The 22,562-nt window shown below is 62.5% G+C and carries 22 protein-coding genes and 2 pseudogenes; 10 read left to right on the top strand and 14 right to left on the bottom strand.

Annotated elements, in window-relative coordinates; translation table 11 throughout:
• Window positions 1-128: 128 nt before the first annotated feature.
• Window positions 129-222 (top strand): annotated as a pseudogene (locus NKJ84_RS13000) (hypothetical protein); the annotation flags it as partial.
• An 89-nt stretch (window positions 223-311) separates the two neighbouring features.
• On the opposite strand, the gene NKJ84_RS12995 reads toward NKJ84_RS13000, so the two are convergent.
• On the bottom strand, window positions 312-602 hold the full coding sequence (locus NKJ84_RS12995; protein ID WP_023678291.1) for an HlyU family transcriptional regulator: 291 nt from the start codon (window positions 600-602) through the stop codon (window positions 312-314).
• A 114-nt stretch (window positions 603-716) separates the two neighbouring features.
• Entirely contained in the window at window positions 717-1,397 is a 681-nt protein-coding gene (locus tag NKJ84_RS12990; RefSeq protein WP_352506767.1) for a PadR family transcriptional regulator, read from the bottom strand.
• Between the two features lie 225 nt (window positions 1,398-1,622).
• On the opposite strand from NKJ84_RS12990, the gene NKJ84_RS12985 reads away from it, so the two are divergent.
• Entirely contained in the window at window positions 1,623-1,763 is a 141-nt protein-coding gene (locus NKJ84_RS12985; RefSeq protein ID WP_352506766.1) for a hypothetical protein, read from the top strand.
• 45 nt (window positions 1,764-1,808) lie between these two features.
• On the opposite strand, the gene NKJ84_RS12980 is transcribed toward NKJ84_RS12985, so the two are convergent.
• The 5 genes and pseudogenes from NKJ84_RS12980 to NKJ84_RS12960 form a co-directional block, all read right to left on the bottom strand.
• Entirely contained in the window at window positions 1,809-2,189 is a 381-nt protein-coding gene (locus tag NKJ84_RS12980) for a thiol-disulfide oxidoreductase DCC family protein (RefSeq protein ID WP_352506765.1), read from the bottom strand.
• Between the two features lie 107 nt (window positions 2,190-2,296).
• Window positions 2,297-2,590 carry a GYD domain-containing protein gene (locus NKJ84_RS12975; RefSeq protein WP_352506764.1) on the bottom strand — a complete coding sequence of 98 codons (294 nt, stop codon included), beginning with the start codon at window positions 2,588-2,590 and terminating at the stop codon, window positions 2,297-2,299.
• Between the two features lie 207 nt (window positions 2,591-2,797).
• Complete coding sequence (gene rpoD / locus NKJ84_RS12970; protein WP_023678297.1) at window positions 2,798-4,819, bottom strand: RNA polymerase sigma factor RpoD; 2,022 nt, start codon at window positions 4,817-4,819, stop codon at window positions 2,798-2,800.
• 374 nt (window positions 4,820-5,193) lie between these two features.
• Entirely contained in the window at window positions 5,194-7,155 is a 1,962-nt protein-coding gene (gene dnaG, locus NKJ84_RS12965) for a DNA primase (protein WP_352506763.1), read from the bottom strand.
• A gap of 156 nt (window positions 7,156-7,311) precedes the next feature.
• Window positions 7,312-7,694 (bottom strand): annotated as a pseudogene (locus NKJ84_RS12960) (RcnB family protein).
• 378 nt (window positions 7,695-8,072) lie between these two features.
• Here NKJ84_RS12960 and NKJ84_RS12955 point away from each other — a divergent pair.
• The 3 genes from NKJ84_RS12955 (at window position 8,073) to NKJ84_RS12945 (ending at window position 11,392) form a co-directional block, all read left to right on the top strand.
• Window positions 8,073-9,737: a Na/Pi cotransporter family protein gene (locus tag NKJ84_RS12955; protein ID WP_352506762.1), complete on the top strand. Its 1,665-nt coding sequence runs from the start codon at window positions 8,073-8,075 to the stop codon at window positions 9,735-9,737.
• 135 nt (window positions 9,738-9,872) lie between these two features.
• Window positions 9,873-10,082 carry a DUF2061 domain-containing protein gene (locus NKJ84_RS12950; protein WP_023678301.1) on the top strand — a complete coding sequence of 70 codons (210 nt, stop codon included), beginning with the start codon at window positions 9,873-9,875 and terminating at the stop codon, window positions 10,080-10,082.
• A gap of 128 nt (window positions 10,083-10,210) precedes the next feature.
• Window positions 10,211-11,392 carry an MFS transporter gene (locus NKJ84_RS12945; RefSeq protein WP_254820371.1) on the top strand — a complete coding sequence of 394 codons (1,182 nt, stop codon included), beginning with the start codon at window positions 10,211-10,213 and terminating at the stop codon, window positions 11,390-11,392.
• Window positions 11,393-11,394: 2 nt separating this feature from the next.
• Here the strand turns inward: NKJ84_RS12945 and NKJ84_RS12940 are convergent, their stop codons facing one another.
• Both NKJ84_RS12940 and NKJ84_RS12935 read right to left on the bottom strand, forming a co-directional pair.
• Complete coding sequence (locus NKJ84_RS12940; RefSeq protein WP_352506761.1) at window positions 11,395-11,952, bottom strand: GNAT family N-acetyltransferase; 558 nt, start codon at window positions 11,950-11,952, stop codon at window positions 11,395-11,397.
• 56 nt (window positions 11,953-12,008) lie between these two features.
• Window positions 12,009-12,458 carry a GatB/YqeY domain-containing protein gene (locus NKJ84_RS12935; RefSeq protein ID WP_352506760.1) on the bottom strand — a complete coding sequence of 150 codons (450 nt, stop codon included), beginning with the start codon at window positions 12,456-12,458 and terminating at the stop codon, window positions 12,009-12,011.
• A gap of 327 nt (window positions 12,459-12,785) precedes the next feature.
• Between NKJ84_RS12935 and carA the strand changes: the two genes are divergently transcribed.
• Window positions 12,786-13,994: a glutamine-hydrolyzing carbamoyl-phosphate synthase small subunit gene (gene carA, locus NKJ84_RS12930; RefSeq protein WP_352506809.1), complete on the top strand. Its 1,209-nt coding sequence runs from the start codon at window positions 12,786-12,788 to the stop codon at window positions 13,992-13,994.
• Between the two features lie 55 nt (window positions 13,995-14,049).
• Here the strand turns inward: carA and NKJ84_RS12925 are convergent, their stop codons facing one another.
• The 3 genes from NKJ84_RS12925 to mntR all read right to left on the bottom strand — a co-directional run bounded on the left by NKJ84_RS12925 (window position 14,050) and on the right by mntR (window position 17,059).
• Window positions 14,050-15,318 carry a TCR/Tet family MFS transporter gene (locus NKJ84_RS12925; RefSeq protein WP_352506759.1) on the bottom strand — a complete coding sequence of 423 codons (1,269 nt, stop codon included), beginning with the start codon at window positions 15,316-15,318 and terminating at the stop codon, window positions 14,050-14,052.
• A 153-nt stretch (window positions 15,319-15,471) separates the two neighbouring features.
• Window positions 15,472-16,392, bottom strand: a complete 921-nt coding sequence (gene ypfJ / locus NKJ84_RS12920) for a KPN_02809 family neutral zinc metallopeptidase (protein ID WP_352478094.1) — start codon at window positions 16,390-16,392, stop codon at window positions 15,472-15,474.
• A gap of 211 nt (window positions 16,393-16,603) precedes the next feature.
• Window positions 16,604-17,059: a manganese-binding transcriptional regulator MntR gene (gene mntR, locus NKJ84_RS12915; protein ID WP_254820344.1), complete on the bottom strand. Its 456-nt coding sequence runs from the start codon at window positions 17,057-17,059 to the stop codon at window positions 16,604-16,606.
• A 235-nt stretch (window positions 17,060-17,294) separates the two neighbouring features.
• Here mntR and NKJ84_RS12910 point away from each other — a divergent pair, with 235 nt between their 5' ends.
• Entirely contained in the window at window positions 17,295-18,662 is a 1,368-nt protein-coding gene (locus NKJ84_RS12910; RefSeq protein WP_352477808.1) for an Nramp family divalent metal transporter, read from the top strand.
• Window positions 18,663-18,812: 150 nt separating this feature from the next.
• Window positions 18,813-19,466, top strand: a complete 654-nt coding sequence (locus NKJ84_RS12905) for a dihydrofolate reductase family protein (RefSeq protein WP_352506758.1) — start codon at window positions 18,813-18,815, stop codon at window positions 19,464-19,466.
• Window positions 19,467-19,518: 52 nt separating this feature from the next.
• Here the strand turns inward: NKJ84_RS12905 and NKJ84_RS12900 are convergent, their stop codons facing one another.
• Window positions 19,519-20,427: a LysR family transcriptional regulator gene (locus NKJ84_RS12900; RefSeq protein ID WP_352506757.1), complete on the bottom strand. Its 909-nt coding sequence runs from the start codon at window positions 20,425-20,427 to the stop codon at window positions 19,519-19,521.
• Between the two features lie 53 nt (window positions 20,428-20,480).
• Between NKJ84_RS12900 and NKJ84_RS12895 the strand changes: the two genes are divergently transcribed.
• On the top strand, window positions 20,481-21,080 hold the full coding sequence (locus NKJ84_RS12895) for a LysE family translocator (protein WP_352506756.1): 600 nt from the start codon (window positions 20,481-20,483) through the stop codon (window positions 21,078-21,080).
• Between the two features lie 18 nt (window positions 21,081-21,098).
• Here NKJ84_RS12895 and NKJ84_RS12890 read toward each other — a convergent pair whose 3' ends face one another.
• Entirely contained in the window at window positions 21,099-21,890 is a 792-nt protein-coding gene (locus NKJ84_RS12890) for an SDR family NAD(P)-dependent oxidoreductase (protein WP_254820341.1), read from the bottom strand.
• 194 nt (window positions 21,891-22,084) lie between these two features.
• Between NKJ84_RS12890 and NKJ84_RS12885 the strand changes: the two genes are divergently transcribed.
• On the top strand, window positions 22,085-22,543 hold the full coding sequence (locus NKJ84_RS12885) for a MarR family winged helix-turn-helix transcriptional regulator (protein ID WP_352506755.1): 459 nt from the start codon (window positions 22,085-22,087) through the stop codon (window positions 22,541-22,543).
• Window positions 22,544-22,562: the final 19 nt, after the last annotated feature.

The following is a 22,562-nucleotide window of genomic DNA, read 5'->3' as shown; positions in this document are numbered from 1 at the left end:
ACACAACTGCCATTGGTTATTCGTCAGCCGTGGCAAGAAGGGGCTCATCCAGCCGGCGCTGAAGGTCCGCGGCCCGGAATATTTTGCGCATCATCTATGGTCCCGAATATGACGCGCCCAACAATCTCGTGCGCCTCCGAGAACGCGGCCTGGCCGGCAAGCGCAGCCTTGGCGCTCAGAGAGTTCGCGCTTGGCCACGAAGCGCTAACGCGATTTGTCGCCAAGCAGCCGCTACGCCGGGTTCACGAGTGTGTCTTCGCCGTGCTGGCGTTGGAAAGCGGGCCAATCGACCCAAGGCTGTCGTAGCCGATCTACCCGAAGATCTTTTCGCCTTGCTCGTCGACCAGTTGGATGCCCTTTTTGATCGAGATGTCGACAGCGTCGTCAAGCCCGGCAAAGCGGTCGGCGCGGATGAATTTGTGCTCCTTCATCACGCCGTCGATCTCCTTCGAAACCACGCCGCAGGTCTGGTACTGGCCCTCCGCCTTGTAGGGCGTGGCGCTGATTAAAAATCCCTTGTGCTCGATCTGCTTTGCCGGCGCCGCTGTCTTTGGCTCGGCGGCTTCGTTGCCTCCGCCGAAAAGACGCTTCAGAAAAGACATGGGGGTATCCTCCAACGGCAATCATCCTGCACCACATAGCGCGGTGCAGGATGATTTTCAGTACCGGTCCTTGGCCGAGCGGGCAAGGGCCGCAACTGGCTTGGCACTCAGAGGTCAGTCGCGCGACAACGCTTCCAAGGCCTCTGCGGCAGCTTCCAATATGCTGATTGCCTCGGCCTGCTTTGCTTCAGGCGCATCGACGATTTCGCCGAGCGCGGCGCGCAGCCGGTGGCGCACGGCGCGAAACTCGTCGCGCTTTTCCGAGCGGCCGCGGCCGCGCCGGCCACCGTCGCCGTCATCGTTCCAGCCGAACCAGTCGCGCGCCTTTGCCATCTTGCGGCCGAAGCGCTCGAGATGTTCGAGCACGTGGTCGATCATCTCGCGATTTTCGTTGAGGTGCGCCTGCCCAGCCTCGGTGATTGAAAACACCTTCTTGTTGCCGTCCGCCGCAGAAACGGCGTAGCCGGCCTCTTCCAGGAAGGTCAGCGTCGGGTAGACCACGCCGGGGCTCGGGCTGTAGAAGCCGCTGGTGCGCTCCTCCAGCGCCTTGATGATGTCGTAGCCGTGCCGCGGCGCCTCGGCCAGAAGCGACAGCGTGATCAGCTTGAGGTCGCCGTCGGCCAGCATGCGCCCGGCGCGGAACATGTCGCCCGGCCCGCCGCGTCCGCCTCTCATGCCATGCCCAAACGGGCCGAAGCCGCCGCCGCGTCCGCCGAACTTGCCGGCCATATGCATGAAAACGCGCTCGGCGTGTTCGCCAAAACGATGACGCCCGAAATGATTGTCTTTGTGCATTGTTTGCTCCTTAAGTTATGTCTTAAGATATATCTCAACTACGTATTCACAGCGGCGGAGTCAAGATATATCTTACGATGTATCTGAAGATAGCGCCAGCAGGATTGGTTTTCGCCGGCAAGGGCGGTCAGGAAGCGCGCGAGGGGCCGAAGGCCACTCCCCAGGCGTCTAACGTGAAGCAACGCATCCACCCCCGTTCCAGTTACGCCGAAGACCGGCGAATGGATGCAAGGCGACGAACCGGATGCTTCGGCGAAATCCCAGACGAATGTGAAAACCTCGCGCAGAAAGCTGCCTCCGACGCTGCTGCTGGTGCTGCCTGCGGTGCGCCGCATCGTTGGCTGGCTTCGCGACCCCGCGGCTTGATAGCGGGGCATGCGAAACGCTCGGTGCGGGAGGAATGGATACCTGTTACCAGCGGCCTTTGCGCCGGTTCCAGGCATAGAGCAGATCGGCGAAACGATCATAGGCATAGCGCGTCAACGGCAGTGCGGCGGGATTGCCGAACAGCGTCGCCAACCAGCCCTCGCCCGGCGTTATCAGCCACACCGCAACTGCAACATCGGCGCCGACCAGCAATTTGCCACCGGCGTCGGTCGCATGCAGCCGACGCCGGATATCCTCCAGCCTGATGCCGTAGCGGGCCAACGCCGTCGGTTCGGCATTGATGTCGCGAAATTCGATCCGCCCGGCCTTGACCGCCTCGACCAGCCGCCGCTTCTGCCGGCTGATGCCGGCATCACAGACCGGACAGCGCGTATTATACCAGACGGTCAGCAGAGGCTTGCTCATGTTTCGAGACGGCACCAGAGGGACGCGCACCGACTATCCGGCAAACGCCATTGCGCCGCAACGCAACACGACAGCCGCGGAATGGCCGGCTAGGCCTGGAGCGCAACTTACCCGAGCGAGGTGATGATCTCGCGATAGGCATCCTCCGGGAAAGCCTTGAGTATCCGCGTCCTGACGTTTCCGGCCGTCGCCAGCATCAGCGAGAAACGAGCCAGGACGGCATCGTCGGGCGCTTCGAGCACGGCCACCATGTCGCAATCCCCCATGGTAAGATAAAATGCCTTGAAGGACCCGCCCATGTCTCCCAGCAGCTTCTTGGCGGCATCGAGCCGCTTCGGCGATTCGCGCACGTTTTTGGCGCCTTGCTCCGTCCAGTTGATCAGCACGATGTAAGTTGTCATGGCACACCTCCCTCCGGTGCCACGGAGCACGGCGTCCAACCGCCGGGGCGGGCATCCGGGTTTGTCGCCCAGAGAATGCGTCCGTCGCGGAATTATCCTCTCGTAGGGCACGACCCGCAAGAGCGGCGCGTTCAAACGTGATCGCATGTGCCCAAACGGAAAAGGGCGCCACCGGCGCCCTTGAAACTGCTTATCCGTCACCCGGCCTCAGCTGTCGAGGAAGCTCCGCAGCTTGCGCGACCGGCTCGGGTGTTTGAGCTTGCGCAGCGCCTTGGCTTCGATCTGGCGGATGCGCTCGCGGGTGACCGAGAATTGCTGGCCGACCTCTTCAAGCGTGTGGTCGGTGTTCATGCCGATGCCGAAGCGCATTCTGAGCACGCGCTCTTCGCGCGGCGTCAGCGAGGCCAATACACGCGTCGTCGTCTCGCGCAAATTGGCCTGGATCGCCGCGTCAATCGGCAGGATCGCCATCTTGTCCTCGATGAAGTCGCCCAGATGCGAATCCTCCTCGTCGCCGACCGGCGTTTCGAGCGAGATCGGCTCCTTGGCGATCTTCAGCACCTTGCGCACTTTTTCCAGCGGCATGGCGAGCTTTTCCGCCAGCTCTTCCGGCGTCGGCTCACGGCCGATCTCATGCAGCATCTGGCGCGAGGTGCGCACGATTTTGTTGATCGTTTCGATCATGTGCACCGGAATGCGGATGGTGCGCGCCTGGTCGGCGATAGAACGGGTGATCGCCTGCCGGATCCACCACGTCGCGTAGGTCGAGAACTTGTAGCCGCGGCGGTATTCGAATTTGTCGACCGCCTTCATCAGGCCGATATTGCCCTCCTGGATCAGATCGAGGAACTGCAGGCCGCGATTGGTGTATTTCTTGGCGATGGAAATGACGAGGCGCAGATTGGCCTCGACCATTTCCTTCTTGGCGATCGCGGCTTCGCGCTCGCCCTTCTGCACCTGGTTGACGATCTTGCGGAATTCCTGGATCGAAATCGCCGTCTCGGTGGCGAGGTTCTGGATCTCGGCGCGCAGGTCGCGGATGGCGTCCTTCTCGTTCTTGGTGAATTCCTTCCAGCCGCGTGAAGTCAAATTGCCGATCGAGCGAGTCCAGTTGGGATCGAGCTCCGAGCCCTGATATTCTTTGAGGAATTCCTCGCGGCGCACACCATAGCTTTCGGCCAGCCTGAGCAGCTTGCCTTCGTTCTGCACTAGGCGCTTGTTGATGTCGTAGAGCTGCTCGACCAGCGCCTCGATGCGCGCCGTGTTCAAGGACAGCGACTTCACCGCCTTGATCAGTTGGTCCTTCAATTCCTTCAGCCGGCGGTCCTGACTGGGCGACAGCGTGCCGGCGGCAGCCAGCCGGTTCTCGACCTGCTGGTCCTGCAGCTTGCGCAGTTTCTTGTAGGTGTCGGCAATGACGTCGAGCGTCTCCATCACCTGCGGGCGCAGTTCGGCTTCCATCGCCGCAAGCGACAGGCTCGCCTCGTCATCGTCTTCCTCGTCATCGTCCACCAGGCCACGGGTGTCGCCGCCGACGTTGGTGATGTCGTCCTCGTCCTCGCGCGAACGGCGCGACTTTTCCTCGGTCTTGGCTTCCTCGATACGCTCGACAACCGGCGCCTGCTTGGCCTCCGGCCCGGCATAGGTCGCCTCGAGGTCGATGATCTCGCGCAGCAGGATCTTCGATTCGTTGAGCTCGTCACGCCAGATGATGATGGCCTGGAAGGTCAGCGGGCTTTCGCACAGGCCCGCGATCATCGTCTCGCGGCCGGCCTCGATGCGCTTGGCGATCGCGATTTCGCCCTCGCGCGACAGAAGCTCGACTGAGCCCATCTCGCGCAGATACATGCGGACCGGATCGTCGGTGCGGTCGGTCGGCTCTTTCTTGGTCGTGGTGGCGGCGACGGCGGTGCCGGTCTGCTCGGCGAGTTCGTTCGCGTCTTCCTCGGCGTCAGCGGCAGTATCGGCGGCTTCGGGCTCCTCGCCCTGCTCGTCGTCCTCGACCACGTTGATGCCCATGTCGGAAAGCATGGCCATCGTGTCCTCGATCTGCTCGGAGGTCACTTCCTCCGAGGGCAGCACCGAATTCAGCTCGTCCATGGTGACATAGCCGCGCTTCTTGGCGGCCTTGATCATCTTCTTGACAGCATCGTCGGAAAGGTCGAGCAGAGGGCCATCGGTCGCGGCCTCGCGTTCGGTCTCGACTTCTTCCTTTTCCTTTGTCGCCATAGTCTTTATTTTCTCCAAGCGGCTGAGTATCAAAGCCGCGTAAGCTGCCGGTCCGGTCAAATTGGATGCGCTCCTTCCAGAACGCGCTTTACCGGGCCAGTAACTGCATCTCTCGTTAAGTCCAGATTAACCCTGATATCTGTGGCAAGCAGACTGCCTGTCCAGTGATCAGTACCTTACATCGCTGCATTCCCGTCGATGCCGGGGCGGGTTAACGTTTCGAATCGACCTGATTCCGCCATTCTGCCGGAAGGTCAAGCGCCTCTCGCATGATTCGCATGAAAAAAGCGAATCAATTACCCGACTTAGAGCACCGCACGCTTGATTCAACGCGCAAGCACGTCCTTACATTTCAGTCTTCTGGAGGCTTCGATCTAAACGCGCCCAGCTCTGCCCGACGATACGCCAAACCCTTCGATCAGCGCTTCCGTTGCCTGCACATCACGAAATTGCGCCTGGATTTCGACCAGGTGCCGGTAATTTTCGTCCGTGGGATCGCTGGCGAGCGCTGCTTCCGCCTGCTTCAGCTCCTTATGTAAGGTGCGCGCGCTGCGCTGCAAGTGGAGAGCTTGGCTGAACGCATCACGAGCATCGTCGAGTGCTGCCGTTTCCAGCGCCGGCCATTGCCGCGCACGTTTGATCAGCGCCACCGCGCGCCGCCAGATCTCACCGCAGCCGGCCCGCTCGATCGTCGCGATTACAGCCTCGCGGTTGTTGGCCATATCGTGCGCCATGGCGTCGAGGATGGCCGCATGCAGCCGCTTCAGATCGGAATTGGCGAGATCGAGGAACTCGACATGGGCGAAATTCTCGTCGATCAGCACGGGATGGTTGACGAGGGCCGCAATGATCGTCGCCTCGCGCACCGACATGCCCTCGCCGCCGCGTTTGACCAGCGCCGAGCGGCCGAGGCTTTCGGTGATCGCGGTGCGCCCACCGGCACCGCCGCCACGTGCAAACTGTCCGCCGGGTGCTGAGACCCTGCCCGGGAAGCGCTCACCGGGCCGTCCGTCCTGACGTCCCTGGCGTCCGCGCTGGGCACCGAAGAAGCTCTGCACGCGCTCGCGCATTTCCTGTTGGTAGTGATAGCGAAGGCTCTCGTCGCGGATGCGGCTGGTCAGTTCGCGGAGCGTCTTTTCGAGCTCCGCCCGCCGTTCCGGCGTATCGAAGATGCCGCCGGCGGTCTCGCGCATCCACAAGAGGTCGGCCAGCGGCCGCGCCTCGGAAAGCACGGCGCGGAACGCATCCGGTCCGTCACCCTTGACCAGATCGTCGGGATCCTTGCCCTCCGGCAGCAGGGCGAACCGCACGGAGCGGCCCGCCTGGACCGCCGGCAGCGCCATGTCGGCGGCGCGCCATGCTGCCTTCAGCCCGGCCTGGTCGCCGTCGAAGCACAGCACCGGCTCGCCGGCCATGCGCCACAGAAGTTCGAGCTGGTTTTCAGTCAATGCGGTGCCGAGCGGCGCCACCACGTTCTCGAAGCCGGCCTGCGCCAGCGCGATCACATCCATGTAGCCCTCTACGGCAATGACCGTGCCGCCCTTGGCCAGCGCTCCCTTTCCGAGCGCTTGGCGCGCACGGGCGAAATTGTAGAGCACGTTGCCCTTGTGGAAGAGCTCCGTGTCGGGCGAGTTCATGTATTTGGCCAGCGCATCCGGCGCCAGTGCCCGCCCGCCGAAGGCGATGATCTTGCCCCTGGAATCCGGGATCGGGAACATGATGCGGTCGCGAAACCAATCATAGGAGACCGGCACGTCGTCGCCATGTCGCACCAGCCCGCACGCCTCTATGTCGGCCTTGGGGACGCCCTTGGCGGCAAGGTGCTCCTTCAGCGCGTTGCGGCTGTCAGGGGCATAGCCGAGGCGGAAAGACTGCTGCGTCGCCGGTGTCAGCCCCCGGTCGCGCAGGTAGGCGCGGGCCTTTGCCCCTTCCGGTCCCTGCAGCCGTTCCTGGAAGAACACCGTCGCCATCTCCATGACATCGGTCAGGCTGGCGCGTTCCTTTTCGCGCCGTTCCTCATCGGCATCGCGAACCGGCATCGGCACGCCGGCCATGTCGGCGATCTTCTCGACGGCCTCGGGAAAGCTCATCCCATCGAGTTCGGTCAAAAACTTGAAATGGTCGCCCGAAACCGAGCAGCCGAAACAGTGATAACGGCCCTTCTTGTCCTCGCAATGGAAGGACGGGCTCTTCTCGCCATGGAACGGACAGCACGCCCAATAATCGCCACGCGGCGCGTTGGTCTTCTTCCTGTCCCACGCGACGCGCTGGCCGATCACCGAAGAAATCGGTACGCGGTCGCGTATCTCGTCGAGGAAAGCAGGCGGAAAGCGCATGGGGACAGCTCGTTTGGCCTTCATATAATCACACGGGCGAAGCCCGACGACTCCTAATGGCGACCATACCCGGTTTTCACAGGTCAAAAAGAGAAGGCGGCCCGCGGACCGCCTTCGTGGTCTAAACCGGCGCAGCGCCGATCAGCCGTTCCGCGCTCACTGCGCGGCGATGGCACCGAAGATCAGGCCGGAGAGAACGCTGACAGCAGATAGTCGTTACCGACCCGGATCCACTCCTGGCCGGGACCCGGACGGCGCAGGCCATAGTGGCGATAATCGCGAATCGGCTGATGACGCTTCCAGCTCGAATATCTCTGGCCGTTGCGCCAATGGCTGCGTCTCACGACGATCTTCTTCTTCACTATGACGCGCTTGTTCACGTCGACATGCTTGTTCACATGCCTGCCGGGCTTCTGCCAGTCGACCTGGCTGTAGTTCGACTGCGGCGCGTTTGGTGTGTTCAGTGGTGCAGCCTGGCCCTGCAAGGCGGTTGCAGCCAGCATCGAGAAGGCAATGGCGGAAAGAACGATACGTTTCATGGCGGGTACTCCTTGGTTGTCGATGCCTCCGGAATAGAGCCGGAAGGATGAACCGAAACTGAATGCATAGATTACGTTTTCGTAATGATTTCCTATATTTAGCACGACTAATTCAGCGATACCTTTAAAGCGACCGTCCGAGAATGGACGCATGACCCTCCGCAACCTCGCAGGCTATGCAACCATTTTGTCAGCCATCCATTTCCGACACGCCCCGTCGCGTGCCAACAGGCGTCCGAACCGGGCAAAATTTATTATTCGGCTAAAATAAATCGGAGTAATATCGACCTCTGCAATGTCCACGATTCGCGCCCGCTTTTGCCCCTTCGACTTCACCGCGCCCGCGTCGCCGGCGCCTGTGGCGTTGCGGGGCCTGGCATGAGTGGCTCGGTCGTTTTGCTGCACCTTGCCGGTGCGGTGGCACTGATGCTGTTTGCCACCCGTCTGGTGAAGACCGGCGTCGAGCGCGCCTACGGCGATGTGCTGCGCCACAAACTGCGCGCCACCATGCGCAATCCCTTCATGGCGGTTCTGGCCGGCTGCGGCCTGGCTGTCGCACTGCAAAGCTCGACCGCCGTCACCTTGCTGGTCGGCTCATTCGCCGGCTCCGGTATTGTCAGCGGCATGTCGGGCCAGCTTGCGGTGCGCGGTGCCGAGATCGGCTCGGCGCTGGTGGTCAAGCTGCTTACCTTCGATCTGTCGCTGCTGGTGCCGGTCTGCCTGGTCGCCGGCACGGTCATGTTCATGGCCACAGAGCGGCGCGACTGGCGCCAGTTCGGCCGCATCCTGGTCGGCATCGGCCTGCTGCTTCTGTCGCTGGAGATGATCGGCCAGGCGTCGGAGCCGCTGCGCCAGAGCACGCTGATGCCGCTCATCGTCGATTACTTCTCCGGCGATCCGGTCACCGCCTATCTTCTGGCGGCGTTGGTCACCTGGCTGTTCCATTCCTCGATCGCCGCGGTGCTGCTGATGGTGACGCTCGCCGGTCGCGGTTTCATCCCGCCCGAACTCGGCATCGTGCTGGTGCTCGGCGTCAATCTCGGCTCTTCGATCATCGCGCCGCTTCTAACCCGCAACGCAGAGCCCGGCGTTCGCATCGTGCCGATCGGGAATCTCCTGATGCGCGGTATGGGTTCGCTGATCATGCTGATCCTGTTCCTGACGTTCAAGCCGCGGGTCGCCTTCTTGGGCAGCACCGTGCCCGAGCAGATCGTCAATGCCCACATCGCCTTCAACATCTTGATCCTGATCGCCGGCGTGCCGCTGGCGCGCCTGGTCTATCGCGCCTCGGAAAAGATCGTGGCGCTGGGCACCAAGCCGCAGCCCGCCGACGCGCTCGACGTCGTTGAGCTTTCCGCGCTCAACGAAAGTGCGCTCGACGTGCCGAGCCAGGCATTAGCCAACGCCACCCGCGAGGTGGTGCGGGTCTGCGAAACGGTCGAGATCATGCTGAAACGGATCATCGAGCTCTATGAGAGCGCCGATGCCGACAAGATTGGCGCGCTGGCCGCACTCGACGACCGTGTCGACAGAAAGCACGCGGCGATCAAGCTCTATCTGGCCAGGGTCACCAAGAACCCGCTGAGCGAGGACGAGGCCCTGCGTTGCCAGGAGCTGATCGGCGCCTGCGTCAAGCTGGAGCAGGTCGGCGACATCATCGTGCGCAACATGCTGGTCCACGTGAAGAAGAAATTCGAGCGCGGGCTGGAGTTCACGCCGGAAGGATGGCGTGAGCTTTGCGCCTTCCATGCCTTGGTGCTTGCCAATGCCAGGCTTGCCTTCAACGTGCTGGTGTCTCGCGATCCGGAGACCGCTCGCCAGTTGGTGCTGGAAAAGGACCGGCTGCGCGACCGCGAGAAGGAAACCAGCCAGAGCCATTTCGTGCGGCTGCGCGACGGCACCGCCAAGAGTGTCGAGACCAGTTCCATCCATCTCGACACCATTCGGGACCTCAAGCAGATCAACTCGCTGCTCGCCTCGATGGCCTATCCCGTGCTTGAGGAGCGCGGTCTGCTCACCGGTTCACGGCTGAAGGCTGGATAGATTGCGTCCACAGGCCAGGTAGCTTCAGAACATCGCCTATGAAAATTGCTGTGGGCCAATGCGCAAAAATTATCTTTGCGCGTTTTCCCGTCTGTCGGCTAAAGGATCGTCCCATATCTACCGGGAGGAAAGTCGATGGACACCCATTCTCGCAGTTTCGCCAAGGCGCTTTCCTGGCGCGTCACCGGCACCATCGACACAATGATCATCTCGCTCGTCGTGACCGGAAGCATCAAGCTCGCCGCGGCCATCGGCCTGACCGAGGTCGTCACCAAGTCGCTGCTCTATTATCTTCACGAACGGGCGTGGCTGAAAATTCCTTACGGGAGGAAGGCAGCCGCCTAGCTCTTGCCTCCGCGGCGGGCGCCAGACCGGCGATCAAGAAAAGCTAAAGCGGCGTCGCCAATTTCTGGATTGCCCGCCGCCCTCATCCGTGGTTTGAGGCCAGCTTGTCCGAGGATCTCCTTCGCGCCATGCTGCCCCTCATTGCCCTGTTCATAGCTGCCTTCGCCTTCGGCACCACCGAATTCGTCATCGCCGGCGTGCTGCCGCAGGTGGCGGATGGCCTTGGCGTCGCGATTCCGACCGCCGGCTATCTCGTTTCCGGCTATGCCGGCGGCATTGCAGTCGGCGGCCCGCTGCTGGCGCTCGCCACCAAAAGGTTCTCCCGCAAGGCCCTGCTGCTTGGACTGACTGCAGCCTTCACCATCGGCCAGGCCGCCTGCGCGCTGGCGCCCGACTTCGCCTCGATGCTGCTGTTGCGGATAGCGGTGGCCGTGGCGCATGGCGCCTATTTCGGCGTTGCCATGGTGGTGGCCGTCGGCCTCGTGCGCGAAGACCAGCGCGGCATGGCGGTGGCGCTGATCCTGTCCGGCCTCACCGTATCGAACGTCATCGGCGTTCCGGCCGGCACGGCAATCGGCAACATCTGGGGATGGCGTGCAACATTCTGGGTGATGTGCGCGCTCGGTGTGGTGGCCTTCGCGGCAATCGGCGCCCTGCTGCCGCGCAAGACGGGATCGTCGAGCCCGTCAGTGAGCCTTGGAAGCGAGGTCCGCGTGCTCGCACGTCAGCAGGTCTGGACCTCGCTCATTATCATGCTGATGCTGATGATCGGCCAGTTCGGCCTGTTCACCTATATCACGCCGACGCTGCTTGAGGTCACAGGCCTCGACGAGAAATGGATACCTTGGGTGCTCTTGCTGAACGGGGTCGGCGCAACGATCGGCGTCTTCGTCGGCGGGCGGCTCGCCGACTGGAAGCTGATGCCGTCGCTCATCGCCATGCTTTTCCTGCAGGCGGTGATGCTCGCCTTGATCTATGCCGTCAGTTCTTACCCACTGCCGATGGTGATAGCGATCTTCGTCTGGGGCGGCCTCAACTTCGCCATCGGCACGCCGATCCAGACCCGGATACTGACCTGGACCGCGGATGCCTCCAATCTTGCCTCGTCGCTCATTCCGTCGGGCTTCAATGTCGGCATCGCGCTCGCCGCATCGCTCGGCGCGGCCATGCTCAATGCCGGCTATGGCTATCGCAGCCTGCCGGTGGTTGGCGCGGTCGCCATGCTGGTCGCGGTCGCGGTTGCGCTTGCCTCGCATGTCTGGGAATGGCGAAGCCGGGCTGCGCCGCCGCTGCCGGCTGCCGCCGAATAGGGCTACAGATCGATCCGGTAGCGCAGGCTTTCCGCGCCGCCATAGGCGGCGTCCTCGAAGAAACGTCCGACGAGCCGGCCGCCATTGGCCAGAACGACCTTCTGCGAGGGCACATTGTGAGGCTTGCAGGTGATTTCGACGAAGGGCAGGCCAACAGCCCTCGCCTCCACCAGCATCAGCCGCAGGGCCTCGGTCGCATAGCCGCGTCCCCGTTTCCACGGCACCACCGCATAGCCGATGTGGCCGAGCACATGCGACGGCAGCGCCGCGGTGCCGTGTTGCCAGCGCAAACCGATTGGGCCTGCGACTTCCCCGTCCCAGATCCAGCGCCGGAATCCGGGCAGCCGCGGCACCGTCGAACCGTCGGGCAAGGTGATCGGCGGTCCCTTGCCATCGGAATCGTCGAGATCGCCAAGGAAAGTCGCTGGATCCTTTTCGATAGCCGCAAGCTGCTCGCGCGTCGCCTCGAGCAGCCGCACATTGTCCGGCGACCAGCCGCGCTCGAGAGCCGCCTTGTAGGACGGCAGGTGTTCAAGCGCCGGTTTGACGAGTTCGATCACGGGCGCGAGCTTTTGGCTGCCGGATTGCGGGCGCGACGGCAAGGGCCTTCGGCAGCTTACTGAAGCAGGCTCTTGACGATGCCGCTCGCCTTGGAGAAATCCATCTGACCGGCGTATCTCTCCTTGAGCGCCGCCATCACCTTGCCCATGTCCTTGACGCCGCTGGCGCCGGTCTCGGCAATCGCGGAACGGACGGCGCTTTCCGTCTCAACCTCGCCCAGTTGCGTCGGCAGGAAGTCGCGGATGATGGCCATCTCGTCGCGCTCCTGCGCCGCAAGCTCCGGCCGCTTGCCGTCATCGAACGCCTTGGCCGATTCCTCGCGCTGCTTCACCATCTTGGCCAGGATCTGCAGGATCTCGTCGTCGCTGGCCGGCTCCTTGCCGGCGCCGCGATTGGCGATGTCGCGGTCGTGAATGGCCGCCTGGATCAGCCGCAATGTCGGCAGCCGGCGCTTGTCCTGCGCCTTCATCGCGCTCTTCAGGGATTCGGCGATTTTGCCTCGCATAGTGCTTTCTCCTTCGAATGCGGCGGACAATAGCCGTGCCGAAAGCCCAACGCAAATGCGACACTACCGGCAAATCCCTGATATTGTTCGACGAAATAAATCCGGGCTCGCACTTCCTGGCATCATTGACCGCCTTGGCGCCTTCCCCTATGTACTGGGCCTTGCATGAACTGAATTCTAGTGCACGTCGCCCAAAAGTGCGTAGCTGTTTTGGGGCAACGACATGCACAAGTGAAAACTTAGCGCGCCGAGGCTGTGAGATCGCCGCTTCGCGCTTTTTGTTGCGCCGACTGAGGGCGCACCTTTAGGAGTGCCGCCGTGGCAACGATGACCGCCGCATCGCCCCCCCCTTGGGCCACCGACAAGCCGACTGCCCTGCTGGTGCTGGCCGACGGCACCGTCATCGAGGGCCGCGGTCTGGGCGCCGCCGGCTCCGCCGTCGCCGAGGTCTGCTTCAACACTGCGCTGACCGGCTATCAGGAGATCCTCACCGACCCATCCTATGCCGGCCAGATCGTCACTTTCACCTTTCCGCATATCGGCAATATCGGCACAAACGACGAAGATATCGAGGACCTCAACCCGCTGGCCCGCGCCGGCGCCGTCGGCGCCGTGTTCAAGGCCGACGTCACCAACCCGTCGAATTATCGCGCCGGAACCGGTCTCGACCAGTGGCTGAAGAAGCGCGGCATCGTCGCACTTTCAGGCATCGACACGCGGGCGCTGACCGCGTTGATCCGCGAAAAGGGCATGCCAAATGCCGTCATCGCGCACGCGCCCGACGGTATCTTCGACGTCGATGATCTCAAGCGCCGCGCCGCCGCATGGTCGGGGCTTATCGGGCTTGATCTGGCCAAGGAAGTCACCTCCGGTCAATCCTCGGTCTGGCGCGAGACGCCCTGGGTCTGGAACGAGGGCTTTGGCGAACAGGCTGATCCGTCGATGCACGTCGTTGCCATCGACTACGGGGTCAAGCGCAACATATTGCGCCTGCTGGCCGGCCTCGGCGCCAAGGTAACTGTGGTGCCGGCAAAAACCGGCGCCGAGGAGATCCTGGCGATGCGGCCCGACGGCATTTTTCTATCCAACGGCCCTGGCGATCCGGAAGCAACCGGCGACTACGCCGTGCCGGTCATTCAGGATCTTTTGAAGACCGATATCCCACTGTTCGGCATCTGCCTCGGCCACCAGATGCTGGCGCTGGCGCTGGGCGGCAAGACTGCAAAAATGCATCAGGGCCACCACGGCGCCAATCATCCGGTCAAGGACCACACCACCGGCAAGGTCGAGATCGTCTCGATGAACCATGGCTTTGCCGTCGACGCCGACTCGTTGCCGAGCGGCGTCGAGGAAACCCATGTCTCGCTGTTCGACGGTTCGAATTGCGGCATTGCGCTCACCGGCAGACCGGTCTTCTCGGTCCAGCATCATCCCGAAGCCTCGCCCGGGCCGCAGGATTCGCACTATCTGTTTCGCCGCTTCGTCAATCTGATCCGCGAAAAGCGCGGCGAGCCGGCACTGGCCGAGCGTGTTTAGCGCATTGCGTAAAAACGGATTTGACTGACGGCGCCGGCCGGGCTCCCGGCGCCGATCAAGCCCCGTCCGTCACCGCTTCCTGCGCGTGCATGCGTTTGACTTCCTTCGGCGTCGGCTTGGCCACCTTGGTGACGAAGACGACGAGCGCCAGCGTGAGGAAAATCGCGCCGAGCAGATACGGGGCACCGCCGAAAGCTACGGGCGCGTTCGGCCCCGTGAACCAGGAAAAGATCGCCGTATAAAGCAGCGGTGTGATGATCGAGGTGATCGAGAAGATCGAGGTCATTGCGCCCTGGAGTTCGCCCTGGGCGGAAGGTGGCACCTTGGCGGCCGCAAGGCTTCTGAGCGGCGGGTCGGCCAACGCCTCGAGACACCCGACGACGATCACTGCATAGATCATCCAGCCTTGTGACGCGAAGGCGTAGCCTAAGGCGCTGAGTGCGGTAAATGCCAGACCGATTACCGCCGTCTTCCACTCGCCAAGCTTAGGGATCACGCGCGGCAGGACAGTCGCCATGACGATCGCCCCGCACAGGCCGAAAGCGCCGAGCGAGAAGCCGATCTGTTGTTCGCTCCAGCCATAGCGATAACTGGAGACGAACGACCAGACCGCAGGATACATCATGTGCCCCAGCGTCATCAGAAAGAAGACAAGTCCGATCCAGCCGATACCTTCGTAGTTGCGCATCTGGACGAGCGTGCCGACCGGGTTGGCGCGTTTCCACTCGAAGCGGCGACGGTGCTTGTTATCAAGTGTTTCCGGCAACAGAAACAGCGCGATCAGAAAGTTTGCGAAGGCAAGCCCGGCAGCGAAATAGAACGGCACACGCGGCCCGAACGTGCCGAGCAACCCGCCCAGAACCGGCCCGATGACGAAGCCGACGCCGAAAGCAATGCCGAGCAGCCCGAAATTCTTCGCACGATTTTCGTCGGTCGAGATATCGGCGATGAATGCCGATGTCGTGGAATAACTGGCGCCGGAAATGCCGGCCAGCACGCGGCCGATGAACAGCATCGGATAGGACCAGGCGATAGCGCAGATCAGATTGTCGATAGCGAACGTCAGCACCGAGGCGAGCAGGATAGGCCGCCGTCCGAACCGGTCGCTCAACCCACCCATCACTGGTGCGAAAACGAACTGCATCGCCGCATAGACGAAGAAGAGCCAGCCGCCCTCGATAGCCGCCTCGCTGATGCCGACGCCGGTCAATTCCCTGAGATAGGCCGGCAGCACCGGCATAATGATGCCGAAGCCGATGACGTCGAGCAGCAGGGTGGTAAAAACAAGCGCAAGGCCCCGCCTGGCGGTTTTGGGGTCTATCATGATGGTATCTCCTCGGGCCGCCCGAGCGAACGGGGACACACCTTATAGGCGAGCACATCGCCGGGAACAATGAGGGAACGGGCAGAGTGTTTTCATCCTGACATCCCCTGACTGCGATGCAGTCTCTCAGATAATTACGAGAAAACTGTCGGCTCAGATCGGGTTGTTGAACGTGTCGCAGTCCGAAAGCTTGCCGTTCTGGAAACCTCGCGCCAGCCAGGTCTGCCGCTGCTGCGACGTGCCGTGGTTGAAGCTTTCCGGCACGACGTAGCCCTGCATCTTCTTCTGCAGCGTGTCGTCGCCGATCTGTTTGGCGGCGTTCAGTGCCTCCGCCATGTCGCCCTGTTCCAAGATGCCCTTCTGACCGGTGAAATGTGCCCAGATGCCGGCAAAGCAGTCGGCCTGCAACTCGACCTGCACCGACATGTGGTTGGCGTCGGCTTCGCTCATATTCTGCCGCATCTGGTTGAATTTGGGCAGGATGCCGACGAGGTTCTGCACGTGGTGGCCGACCTCATGCGCGATCACATAGGCCTGTGCGAAATCGCCGGAGGCACCGAACTGCTGATCGAGCTGCTGGAAGAAGGTGGTGTCGAGATAGACCTTGCGATCATTGGGACAGTAGAATGGTCCGGCCGCCGATGAGGCAGAACCGCAAGCAGAGCCGATCCGGCCGCTGAACAGGACCAGCTTTGGATCCTGATAGGTCAGGCCCTCGGACTGGAAAATACCGGTCCAGGTATCCTCGGTCTCGGCCAGCACGGTCGACACGAACTGCTTCATTTCGTCGGACGCGGGCGCACCGGTGCCGCCGCCCTGGCCGCCGCTATTGTCGGTGATCTGGCCGCCGCCACCGGGCTGCAAGCCGCTGTCATCGAGGATCTGGCTCGGGTCGAAGCCGAAATACCACCCTGCCAGGAAAATCAACCCTACGATAATGATGCCCGACATGCCGCCGCCGCCGGCGCGACCGCCGATCGGGATGCGAAACTGCCCCGGCCCACCGCCAAACCCGCCGCTCTGGCCGCGCTCGTCCTCGACATTGTCACTCTGACGACGGCCCTTCCAGAGCATGGCAACCCCCATGACGCAATTTCTTCCGGCCGATCGGGCCGTGTCCCGGTTCGATCGGACACGACCACAATTATCTCAACGGTTACGCCGAGTCACAGTATTTTTCGTGCGAACAAGCAATGCTTGCTGACGCTTGTTTGCTCTGGCCGAAACATCGCAAGGTCTGTGGCGTTCGCCCTGCTCGTGGGAAGCGAGTCGCGCCACGTGCTTTTCAGCGGGCGGCGATTATTGCCTTGCGAAAGGCTTCGAGCGTCTCGGCGCTGACATGATGCTCGATGCCTTCGGCGTCGATGCGCGCCGTCTCGGCACTGACGCCGAGCGAGCGCAGGAAGGCCTCGACCGTCTGGTGGCGAATGCGGCTCTCTTCCGCAACCTTGCGGCCGGCCTCGGTCAGGAACACGCCGCGATAAGGCTTCCGGGAGACCAGCCCGTCGGCGCACAGCCGCGTCAGCATTTTCGCCACCGTCGGCTGAGCGACGCCGAGCCGTGCCGCGATATCGACCTGGCGCGCCTCGTTGCCATCCTCGATCAGGTCGGCGATGAGCTCGACATAATCCTCGACCAGCGCGCTGCGGCGCGCTTCACGCGTCTGCCTGAAGCCTTCCGAGTGGATTTCTGCATCAGGCAGCGGCTTTTCGCGAGGAACCGGTCTTTTCTTCAGCGCCAATACGCGCTCCTCCCGGCAGTTTGAATCGACATTGCAGTCATAACACGGAACCCTATTTGTTCTGGCCGTTTATTTCCATTCGGTGGCCGGCGCAACCGGCGGTCACTGCGGTCCGGCCGCACGGCCAAGCGGCTACACGAAAAAGCTCCGACAATGAAATATAGCATATTGCATAATGTTCAGCCGTGGCATAGATAAGGAGAGAACATCGATCGTTCCAGTGGAAAGCCATTTCATGTCGGAAGCCGAAGCCACCTCAGCCCCCCGGTCCATGTGGCGATTTGCCCGCCCGGAGGACGACGAGCAGCTCAGCCTGCGCGAAGTCAACGCAACGATCGCGGTGCCGCACTCGGGGATCTGGCTTCGCCGGCTGTTCGCCTTCATGGGGCCGGGCTACATGGTTTCGGTCGGCTATATGGATCCGGGCAATTGGGCGACCGACCTCGCCGGCGGAGCCCAGTTCGGCTACACGCTGCTTTTCATCATCATGTTGTCGAACCTGATGGCGATCCTGCTGCAGGCGCTCGCCGCCCGGCTCGGCATCGCCACCGGCCGCGACCTTGCGCAGGCGTGCCGCGCCTATTATCCGCGACCGGTCAATTTCATGCTCTGGGTCGCTTGCGAATTGGCCATCATCGCCTGCGACCTGGCCGAGGTCATTGGCACGGCAATCGCCTTGCAACTGCTGTTCGGCATTCCGCTGATCGGCGGCGCCATTATCACCGCGCTCGATGCCTTCCTGCTGCTGCTGCTGATGAACAAGGGCTTCCGTTTCCTCGAGGCCTTCATCATAGCACTTTTGATTGTCATCTTCGGCTGCTTCGCCATTCAGATCTTTGCCGCCGCGCCGCCGGTCGGCTCCATCCTGCACGCCATGTTCGTGCCGTCGTCCGAGATCGTCACCAATCCAGCGATGCTTTACATCGCCATCGGCATCATCGGCGCCACGGTGATGCCGCACAATCTCTATCTGCACTCCTCGATCGTGCAGACCCGCGCCTACGAGCGCACCGATCGCGGCAAGCGCGACGCCATCAAATGGGCGACGACCGACTCGACCATCGCGCTGATACTGGCGTTGTTCGTCAATGCTTCCATCCTGATCGTGTCGGCGGTGGCGTTCCACGGCACCGGTCATCATGACGTTGCCGAGATCGGCCAGGCCTTCGAGCTTCTGTCGCCGCTCCTCGGCCTCGGCATCGCTTCGATCCTGTTTGCCGTGGCCCTGCTTGCCTCCGGCCTGAACTCGACGGTCACCGCGACACTGGCCGGCCAGATCGTGATGGAAGGCTTCTTGCGGCTGCGCATCCCGCAATGGGCGCGCCGCCTGCTGACGCGCGGCATCGCCATTATCCCGGTGGTGGTCGTCACCGCCCTCTATGGCGAGAAGGGCACCGGCCAGTTGCTGGTCTTCAGCCAGGTGATCCTGTCGATGCAGCTTCCCTTCGCGGTCGTCCCGCTGGTGCAGTTCGTCTCGGACAAGCGCAAAATGGGCAATTTCGCCATTTCCCGCGCCGTTGCCGTGCTGGCCTGGGTGGTTGCCGCCCTCATCCTGGTGCTCAACTTCAAGCTGCTCTACGACACGGTCGTCGGTTTAGGCTGAGCGTCTGCTCCAAACTGACCCAACAACGTCGGCAATCATCCGTCCTTCCAGCCCTGGAAATTTGCCGGCCGCTGTCGGACAAATGTCTGTCTGCCCGTCCTTGGCTCGAAGTCCGGCCATGACGGCACGGATCAGCGAAAGGGAGCTCCAATGAGGAAGATCATCGCCGCAACATTCGTCAGCCTCGACGGCGTCATGCAGGCGCCCGGCGGCCCGCAAGAGGACCCTGTCGGCGGCTTCAAATTTGGCGGCTGGACATTCCACTACTGGGACGACTTGATGGGTGCCGCCATGGGCGAGACGTTTTCAAAACCGTTCGCGCTGCTTCTCGGCCGCAAGACCTACGACATCTTCGCCGCCCATTGGCCCTACCAGAAGAATGACCCGATCGCCGACAGCTTCAACGCCGTCACCAAATATGTGGCTACGCACAGGCCAGATACGCTGTCCTGGCAAAACAGCCAGCCGCTCGGCAGCGATGTCGTGGCGACGTTGCGCCGGATGAAGCAGGAGGACGGCCCCGACCTGCTCATTCAGGGATCGAGCGAGCTGATCCAGACCTTGCTCGCCAATGACCTGATCGACGAGATCAGCCTGCTGATTTTCCCGCTGGTGCTGGGCAAGGGCAAAAAACTGTTCGGCAGCGGCGCGATGCCTGCCGCCTTCAAGCTGACCCGTTCGCAGGCATCGACCACCGGCGTCCTCATGGCGAGCTATGAGCGCTCCGGCGAGATCAAGACCGGGTCCTTTGCCCCGGAACAGCCTTCCGAAGCCGAGATCGAGCGGCGCAAGAACTGGAAGTAGATGCCGCAGGGCGATCAAGGACGGCTGAACACTGGCCGTCCTTTTTGCTGTTTTAAGCCGCCTCTCGTCGCCGTGCCAATCCATCGCGGAGGTGGCCCGCGAATGCCAGTACGGCAGGCGCAACGCTGTGCTTCGGCAAATGCAGATTGATTGCAAAATTCGGCAATGACGGCAAATCCGGATCGTTGGCCAAAATATCGAGGTCCGCAGGTACGGTCGACGCCAACCAGGTGGTGACGGCCAAGTCCGAACGCACTGTCGCCGTCGTCGCGTCGATGCTGCCGTTTTCGAATACGGTGCGCCATGCCAGCCCGTGCTCGTTAAGCGCCTCCAGTACAACCGGACGGAACGCGCAGGTCTCGGCGACCATCGAAACCGGCAAGGGGCGTTTGCTGCGGGCGCCGCCGCCTTTGGCGCCGACCCAGACCAGCCGGTCGACAACAAGGCATTCGCCGGCCGACCGACCGACCGGCTCCTCGATCACCGCGAGCTCTATCGTGCCGGCCGCCAAGGCCGCAGCCAGCTCCGGCGACGAGGCGCAGACAAGCGAGATCTCGACCTGCGGATACGCCTCGGCATAGGCCTTGAGCACCGGTGCAAGCAAGGTGCCGACAAGGTCGTACGGCACGCCAAGCCGCACCTGACCGGCAACTGCATCGCCCGCCATCTCCGCCAGGATCTCGTCATTGAGCGAAAGCAGGCGCTTGCCCTTGCCGAACAGCCGCTCGCCGGAGCGGGTCAGCCGCAATCCGCTCCGATCGCGGTCGAACAGCCTACAGCCGAGAACCTCTTCCAAAGGCTTGACCTGCTGGCTGACGGCACCTTGCGTCAAATGCAGCGCGTTGGCCGCCGCCGTCATGCTGGCCCTGTCGGCAACGGTGACAAAGGTTCGGATCAGGGCAGCGTCGAGGTTGCGGAACATCAAGCCATTATATTTGCTAATGCATGTCATAGCAAACATTGCATTTACTGATGAGCCAAACAGCCTACCGTGCAGGCTTCAAAGGAAGCAGCATGTTTGAAACCGTCCTTCCCCTCGTCCTGTTCGCGCTGGTCTCTACCTCAACGCCCGGCATGGCCACGACGTTGTCGACGGCGTCCGGCGCGCAGTTCGGCTTTCGCCGCTCTATCCCGCTGATGGCCGGGAGTGCGGCCGGCCTGGCCACAGTGGCTGCGGCAGGTGCCGCCGGGCTCGCTGGTCTGCTGGCCGCCGCTCCTTCGCTGCAGCTGGCAATGAAAATGGCCGGTACCCTCTATCTGGTATGGCTTGCCCTCAAGATCGGCCGCAGTGGTCCGCCCAATCTGGACGTGGCCATGGCAAAGCCGAACAGCTTTTTGGGCGGCGCCGGCCTGCAATGGGTGAACCCAAAGGGCTGGGCTATGGGGCTGGGAGCGGCGGCATCTTTTGCCGCGCTCGCCAAAGGGCCGCTGCAGCTCGCCTTGCTGCTCGGCGCCGTCTTCGGCCTTGCAGCGGCTCTATCCTTGGCAGCATGGTGCGTGGCGGGCACGCTGCTCGCCCGGTTGCTGCGAACCGAGCGGCAGTGGCGCATGCTCAACGCCGTGCTTGGCCTGCTGCTGGCCGCCTCGATCATTCCGATGTGGCGGACAGCGTAAGGTTAGTCTTTAGCTATGTCAGGCAGTGTAACGCGCCGCCGGCTTGCCGGCCAGAAGACTGCCGAAAAAACCTTGCCGAACGCCAAGAAAGGCATCCACCCCGGCAACGTCGGCAAGACCCGGTGCCGTGAACGCTTCACCCTTTGCCAGGCCAACCAGCGCTGCATCGACCAGATCGTCGGCCGTCATCACGATCTCTTGCGGCACATTGGCAATATCGCTTCCCGCAACTTCCCAGAATTCTGTCCGCGTGGCCCCCGGCAAGACCACCTGCACGGCGACCTTCGTGCCCGCGACTTCCCGCTGCAAGGCCTCGGTGAAGTTGACGACGTAGGCTTTGGTGCCGCTGTAGATGCCGCCGAACGAGGTATCGAAGGCAAGGACCGAGGCGATGTTGACGATGGCGCCGCGGTTGCGCGACAGCAGCCCCGGCAGCACCGCGCGCGTCAGCCGAGTCAGCGCCACGACATTGACCTTGATCATGCGCTCGGCGACATCGGCTTCAGCCGTTGCCACCACCTGCGCGCCGCCAAGGCCGGCATTGTTGACCAGCAGCGTCACGCTGTCGTCGGTTGATATCGCCTGCTCGACCCGTCGCAGATCGCCGTCGTCGGCCAAGTCGGCGCCGATGACGCTGACCTTTATGCCATAAGCATAGCGGAGCCTCTCGGCCAATTCCTCCAACCGATCGGCGCGCCGCGCCACCAGCACCAGATCATAACCTTGGCCGGCGAGCCGGTCGGCATAGATCGCACCGATGCCGGACGAGGCGCCGGTGACGACCGCAGTACCTTTGTCCTGATTGCTCATTGTCTTGTTCCTTCTGGTTCGATTCCAAATGCCGGTGCCGCAGGGCAACATCCCTGCTTCGACTGGCACACGAATTATTGGCATATGCCACTATTGGAACGTAGGCATATGCCACCATCTTGTCAATCCGGGGAGCAAGGACTATTTCTGGTTTGCATCGAGGGCCCTTCCGGTCCCTCATTGGAAATCCGCCAATGTCCCAAACCACCCTGCCCGGCCTGGCGCTTTGCAACAACGCCATGCTGCGCCGCGCGACGCGGAAACTGGGCCAGTTCTATGACGATGTGCTGGCCCCATCGGGTCTGAAGGCCACGCAGCAGGGCCTGCTCTACCAGATCCACATCGGCAACGAACCGACGATGGGTGCCATTGCCGCGGCTCTCGTCATGGACCTGTCGGCCCTCGGTCATACGCTGAAGCCGCTGATCAGGGATGGTTACATCGAGACCTTCGCCGACCCTGCCGACCGCCGCATCAGGCGCGTCAGGCTGACATCGCAGGGCCGGATCAAGCTCGAAGAAGCTCTGAAGCTGTGGCAAGTCGCTCAGCAGCGCTTCGAGGAGATGTTTGGAAAAGAACAGGCGGCAAGCCTGCGAGCGGCGCTGGACGAAATCGCCGCGCTTGATTTCGACGTACCGCCGGCCGCGAGTTGAATTATCGGCGGCCGGCAGC

Source organism: Mesorhizobium sp. M0048, assembly GCF_040323405.1.
Lineage (GTDB): Bacteria > Pseudomonadota > Alphaproteobacteria > Rhizobiales > Rhizobiaceae > Mesorhizobium.
This window is presented reverse-complemented; position numbering and strand designations above follow the sequence as displayed.

Bases quoted from the DNA above. Each gene is read 5' to 3' on its own strand.
- rpoD (WP_023678297.1), bottom strand. From the start codon at position 4,819: ATGGCGACAAAGGAAAAGGAAGAAGTCGAGACCGAACGCGAGGCCGCG.
- NKJ84_RS12990 (WP_352506767.1), bottom strand. From the start codon at position 1,397: ATGCACAAAGACAATCATTTCGGGCGTCATCGTTTTGGCGAACACGCC.
- NKJ84_RS12890 (WP_254820341.1), bottom strand. From the start codon at position 21,890: ATGAGCAATCAGGACAAAGGTACTGCGGTCGTCACCGGCGCCTCGTCC.
- ypfJ (WP_352478094.1), bottom strand. From the start codon at position 16,392: ATGCTCTGGAAGGGCCGTCGTCAGAGTGACAATGTCGAGGACGAGCGC.
- NKJ84_RS12895 (WP_352506756.1), top strand. From the start codon at position 20,481: ATGTTTGAAACCGTCCTTCCCCTCGTCCTGTTCGCGCTGGTCTCTACC.
- NKJ84_RS12910 (WP_352477808.1), top strand. From the start codon at position 17,295: ATGTCGGAAGCCGAAGCCACCTCAGCCCCCCGGTCCATGTGGCGATTT.
- NKJ84_RS12885 (WP_352506755.1), top strand. From the start codon at position 22,085: ATGTCCCAAACCACCCTGCCCGGCCTGGCGCTTTGCAACAACGCCATG.
- NKJ84_RS12950 (WP_023678301.1), top strand. From the start codon at position 9,873: ATGGACACCCATTCTCGCAGTTTCGCCAAGGCGCTTTCCTGGCGCGTC.
- NKJ84_RS12945 (WP_254820371.1), top strand. From the start codon at position 10,211: ATGCTGCCCCTCATTGCCCTGTTCATAGCTGCCTTCGCCTTCGGCACC.
- NKJ84_RS12980 (WP_352506765.1), bottom strand. From the start codon at position 2,189: ATGAGCAAGCCTCTGCTGACCGTCTGGTATAATACGCGCTGTCCGGTC.
- NKJ84_RS12925 (WP_352506759.1), bottom strand. From the start codon at position 15,318: ATGATAGACCCCAAAACCGCCAGGCGGGGCCTTGCGCTTGTTTTTACC.
- NKJ84_RS12935 (WP_352506760.1), bottom strand. From the start codon at position 12,458: ATGCGAGGCAAAATCGCCGAATCCCTGAAGAGCGCGATGAAGGCGCAG.
- NKJ84_RS12905 (WP_352506758.1), top strand. From the start codon at position 18,813: ATGAGGAAGATCATCGCCGCAACATTCGTCAGCCTCGACGGCGTCATG.
- NKJ84_RS12985 (WP_352506766.1), top strand. From the start codon at position 1,623: ATGCAAGGCGACGAACCGGATGCTTCGGCGAAATCCCAGACGAATGTG.
- NKJ84_RS12995 (WP_023678291.1), bottom strand. From the start codon at position 602: ATGTCTTTTCTGAAGCGTCTTTTCGGCGGAGGCAACGAAGCCGCCGAG.
- NKJ84_RS12955 (WP_352506762.1), top strand. From the start codon at position 8,073: ATGAGTGGCTCGGTCGTTTTGCTGCACCTTGCCGGTGCGGTGGCACTG.
- NKJ84_RS12975 (WP_352506764.1), bottom strand. From the start codon at position 2,590: ATGACAACTTACATCGTGCTGATCAACTGGACGGAGCAAGGCGCCAAA.
- carA (WP_352506809.1), top strand. From the start codon at position 12,786: ATGACCGCCGCATCGCCCCCCCCTTGGGCCACCGACAAGCCGACTGCC.
- NKJ84_RS12900 (WP_352506757.1), bottom strand. From the start codon at position 20,427: ATGTTTGCTATGACATGCATTAGCAAATATAATGGCTTGATGTTCCGC.
- dnaG (WP_352506763.1), bottom strand. From the start codon at position 7,155: ATGCGCTTTCCGCCTGCTTTCCTCGACGAGATACGCGACCGCGTACCG.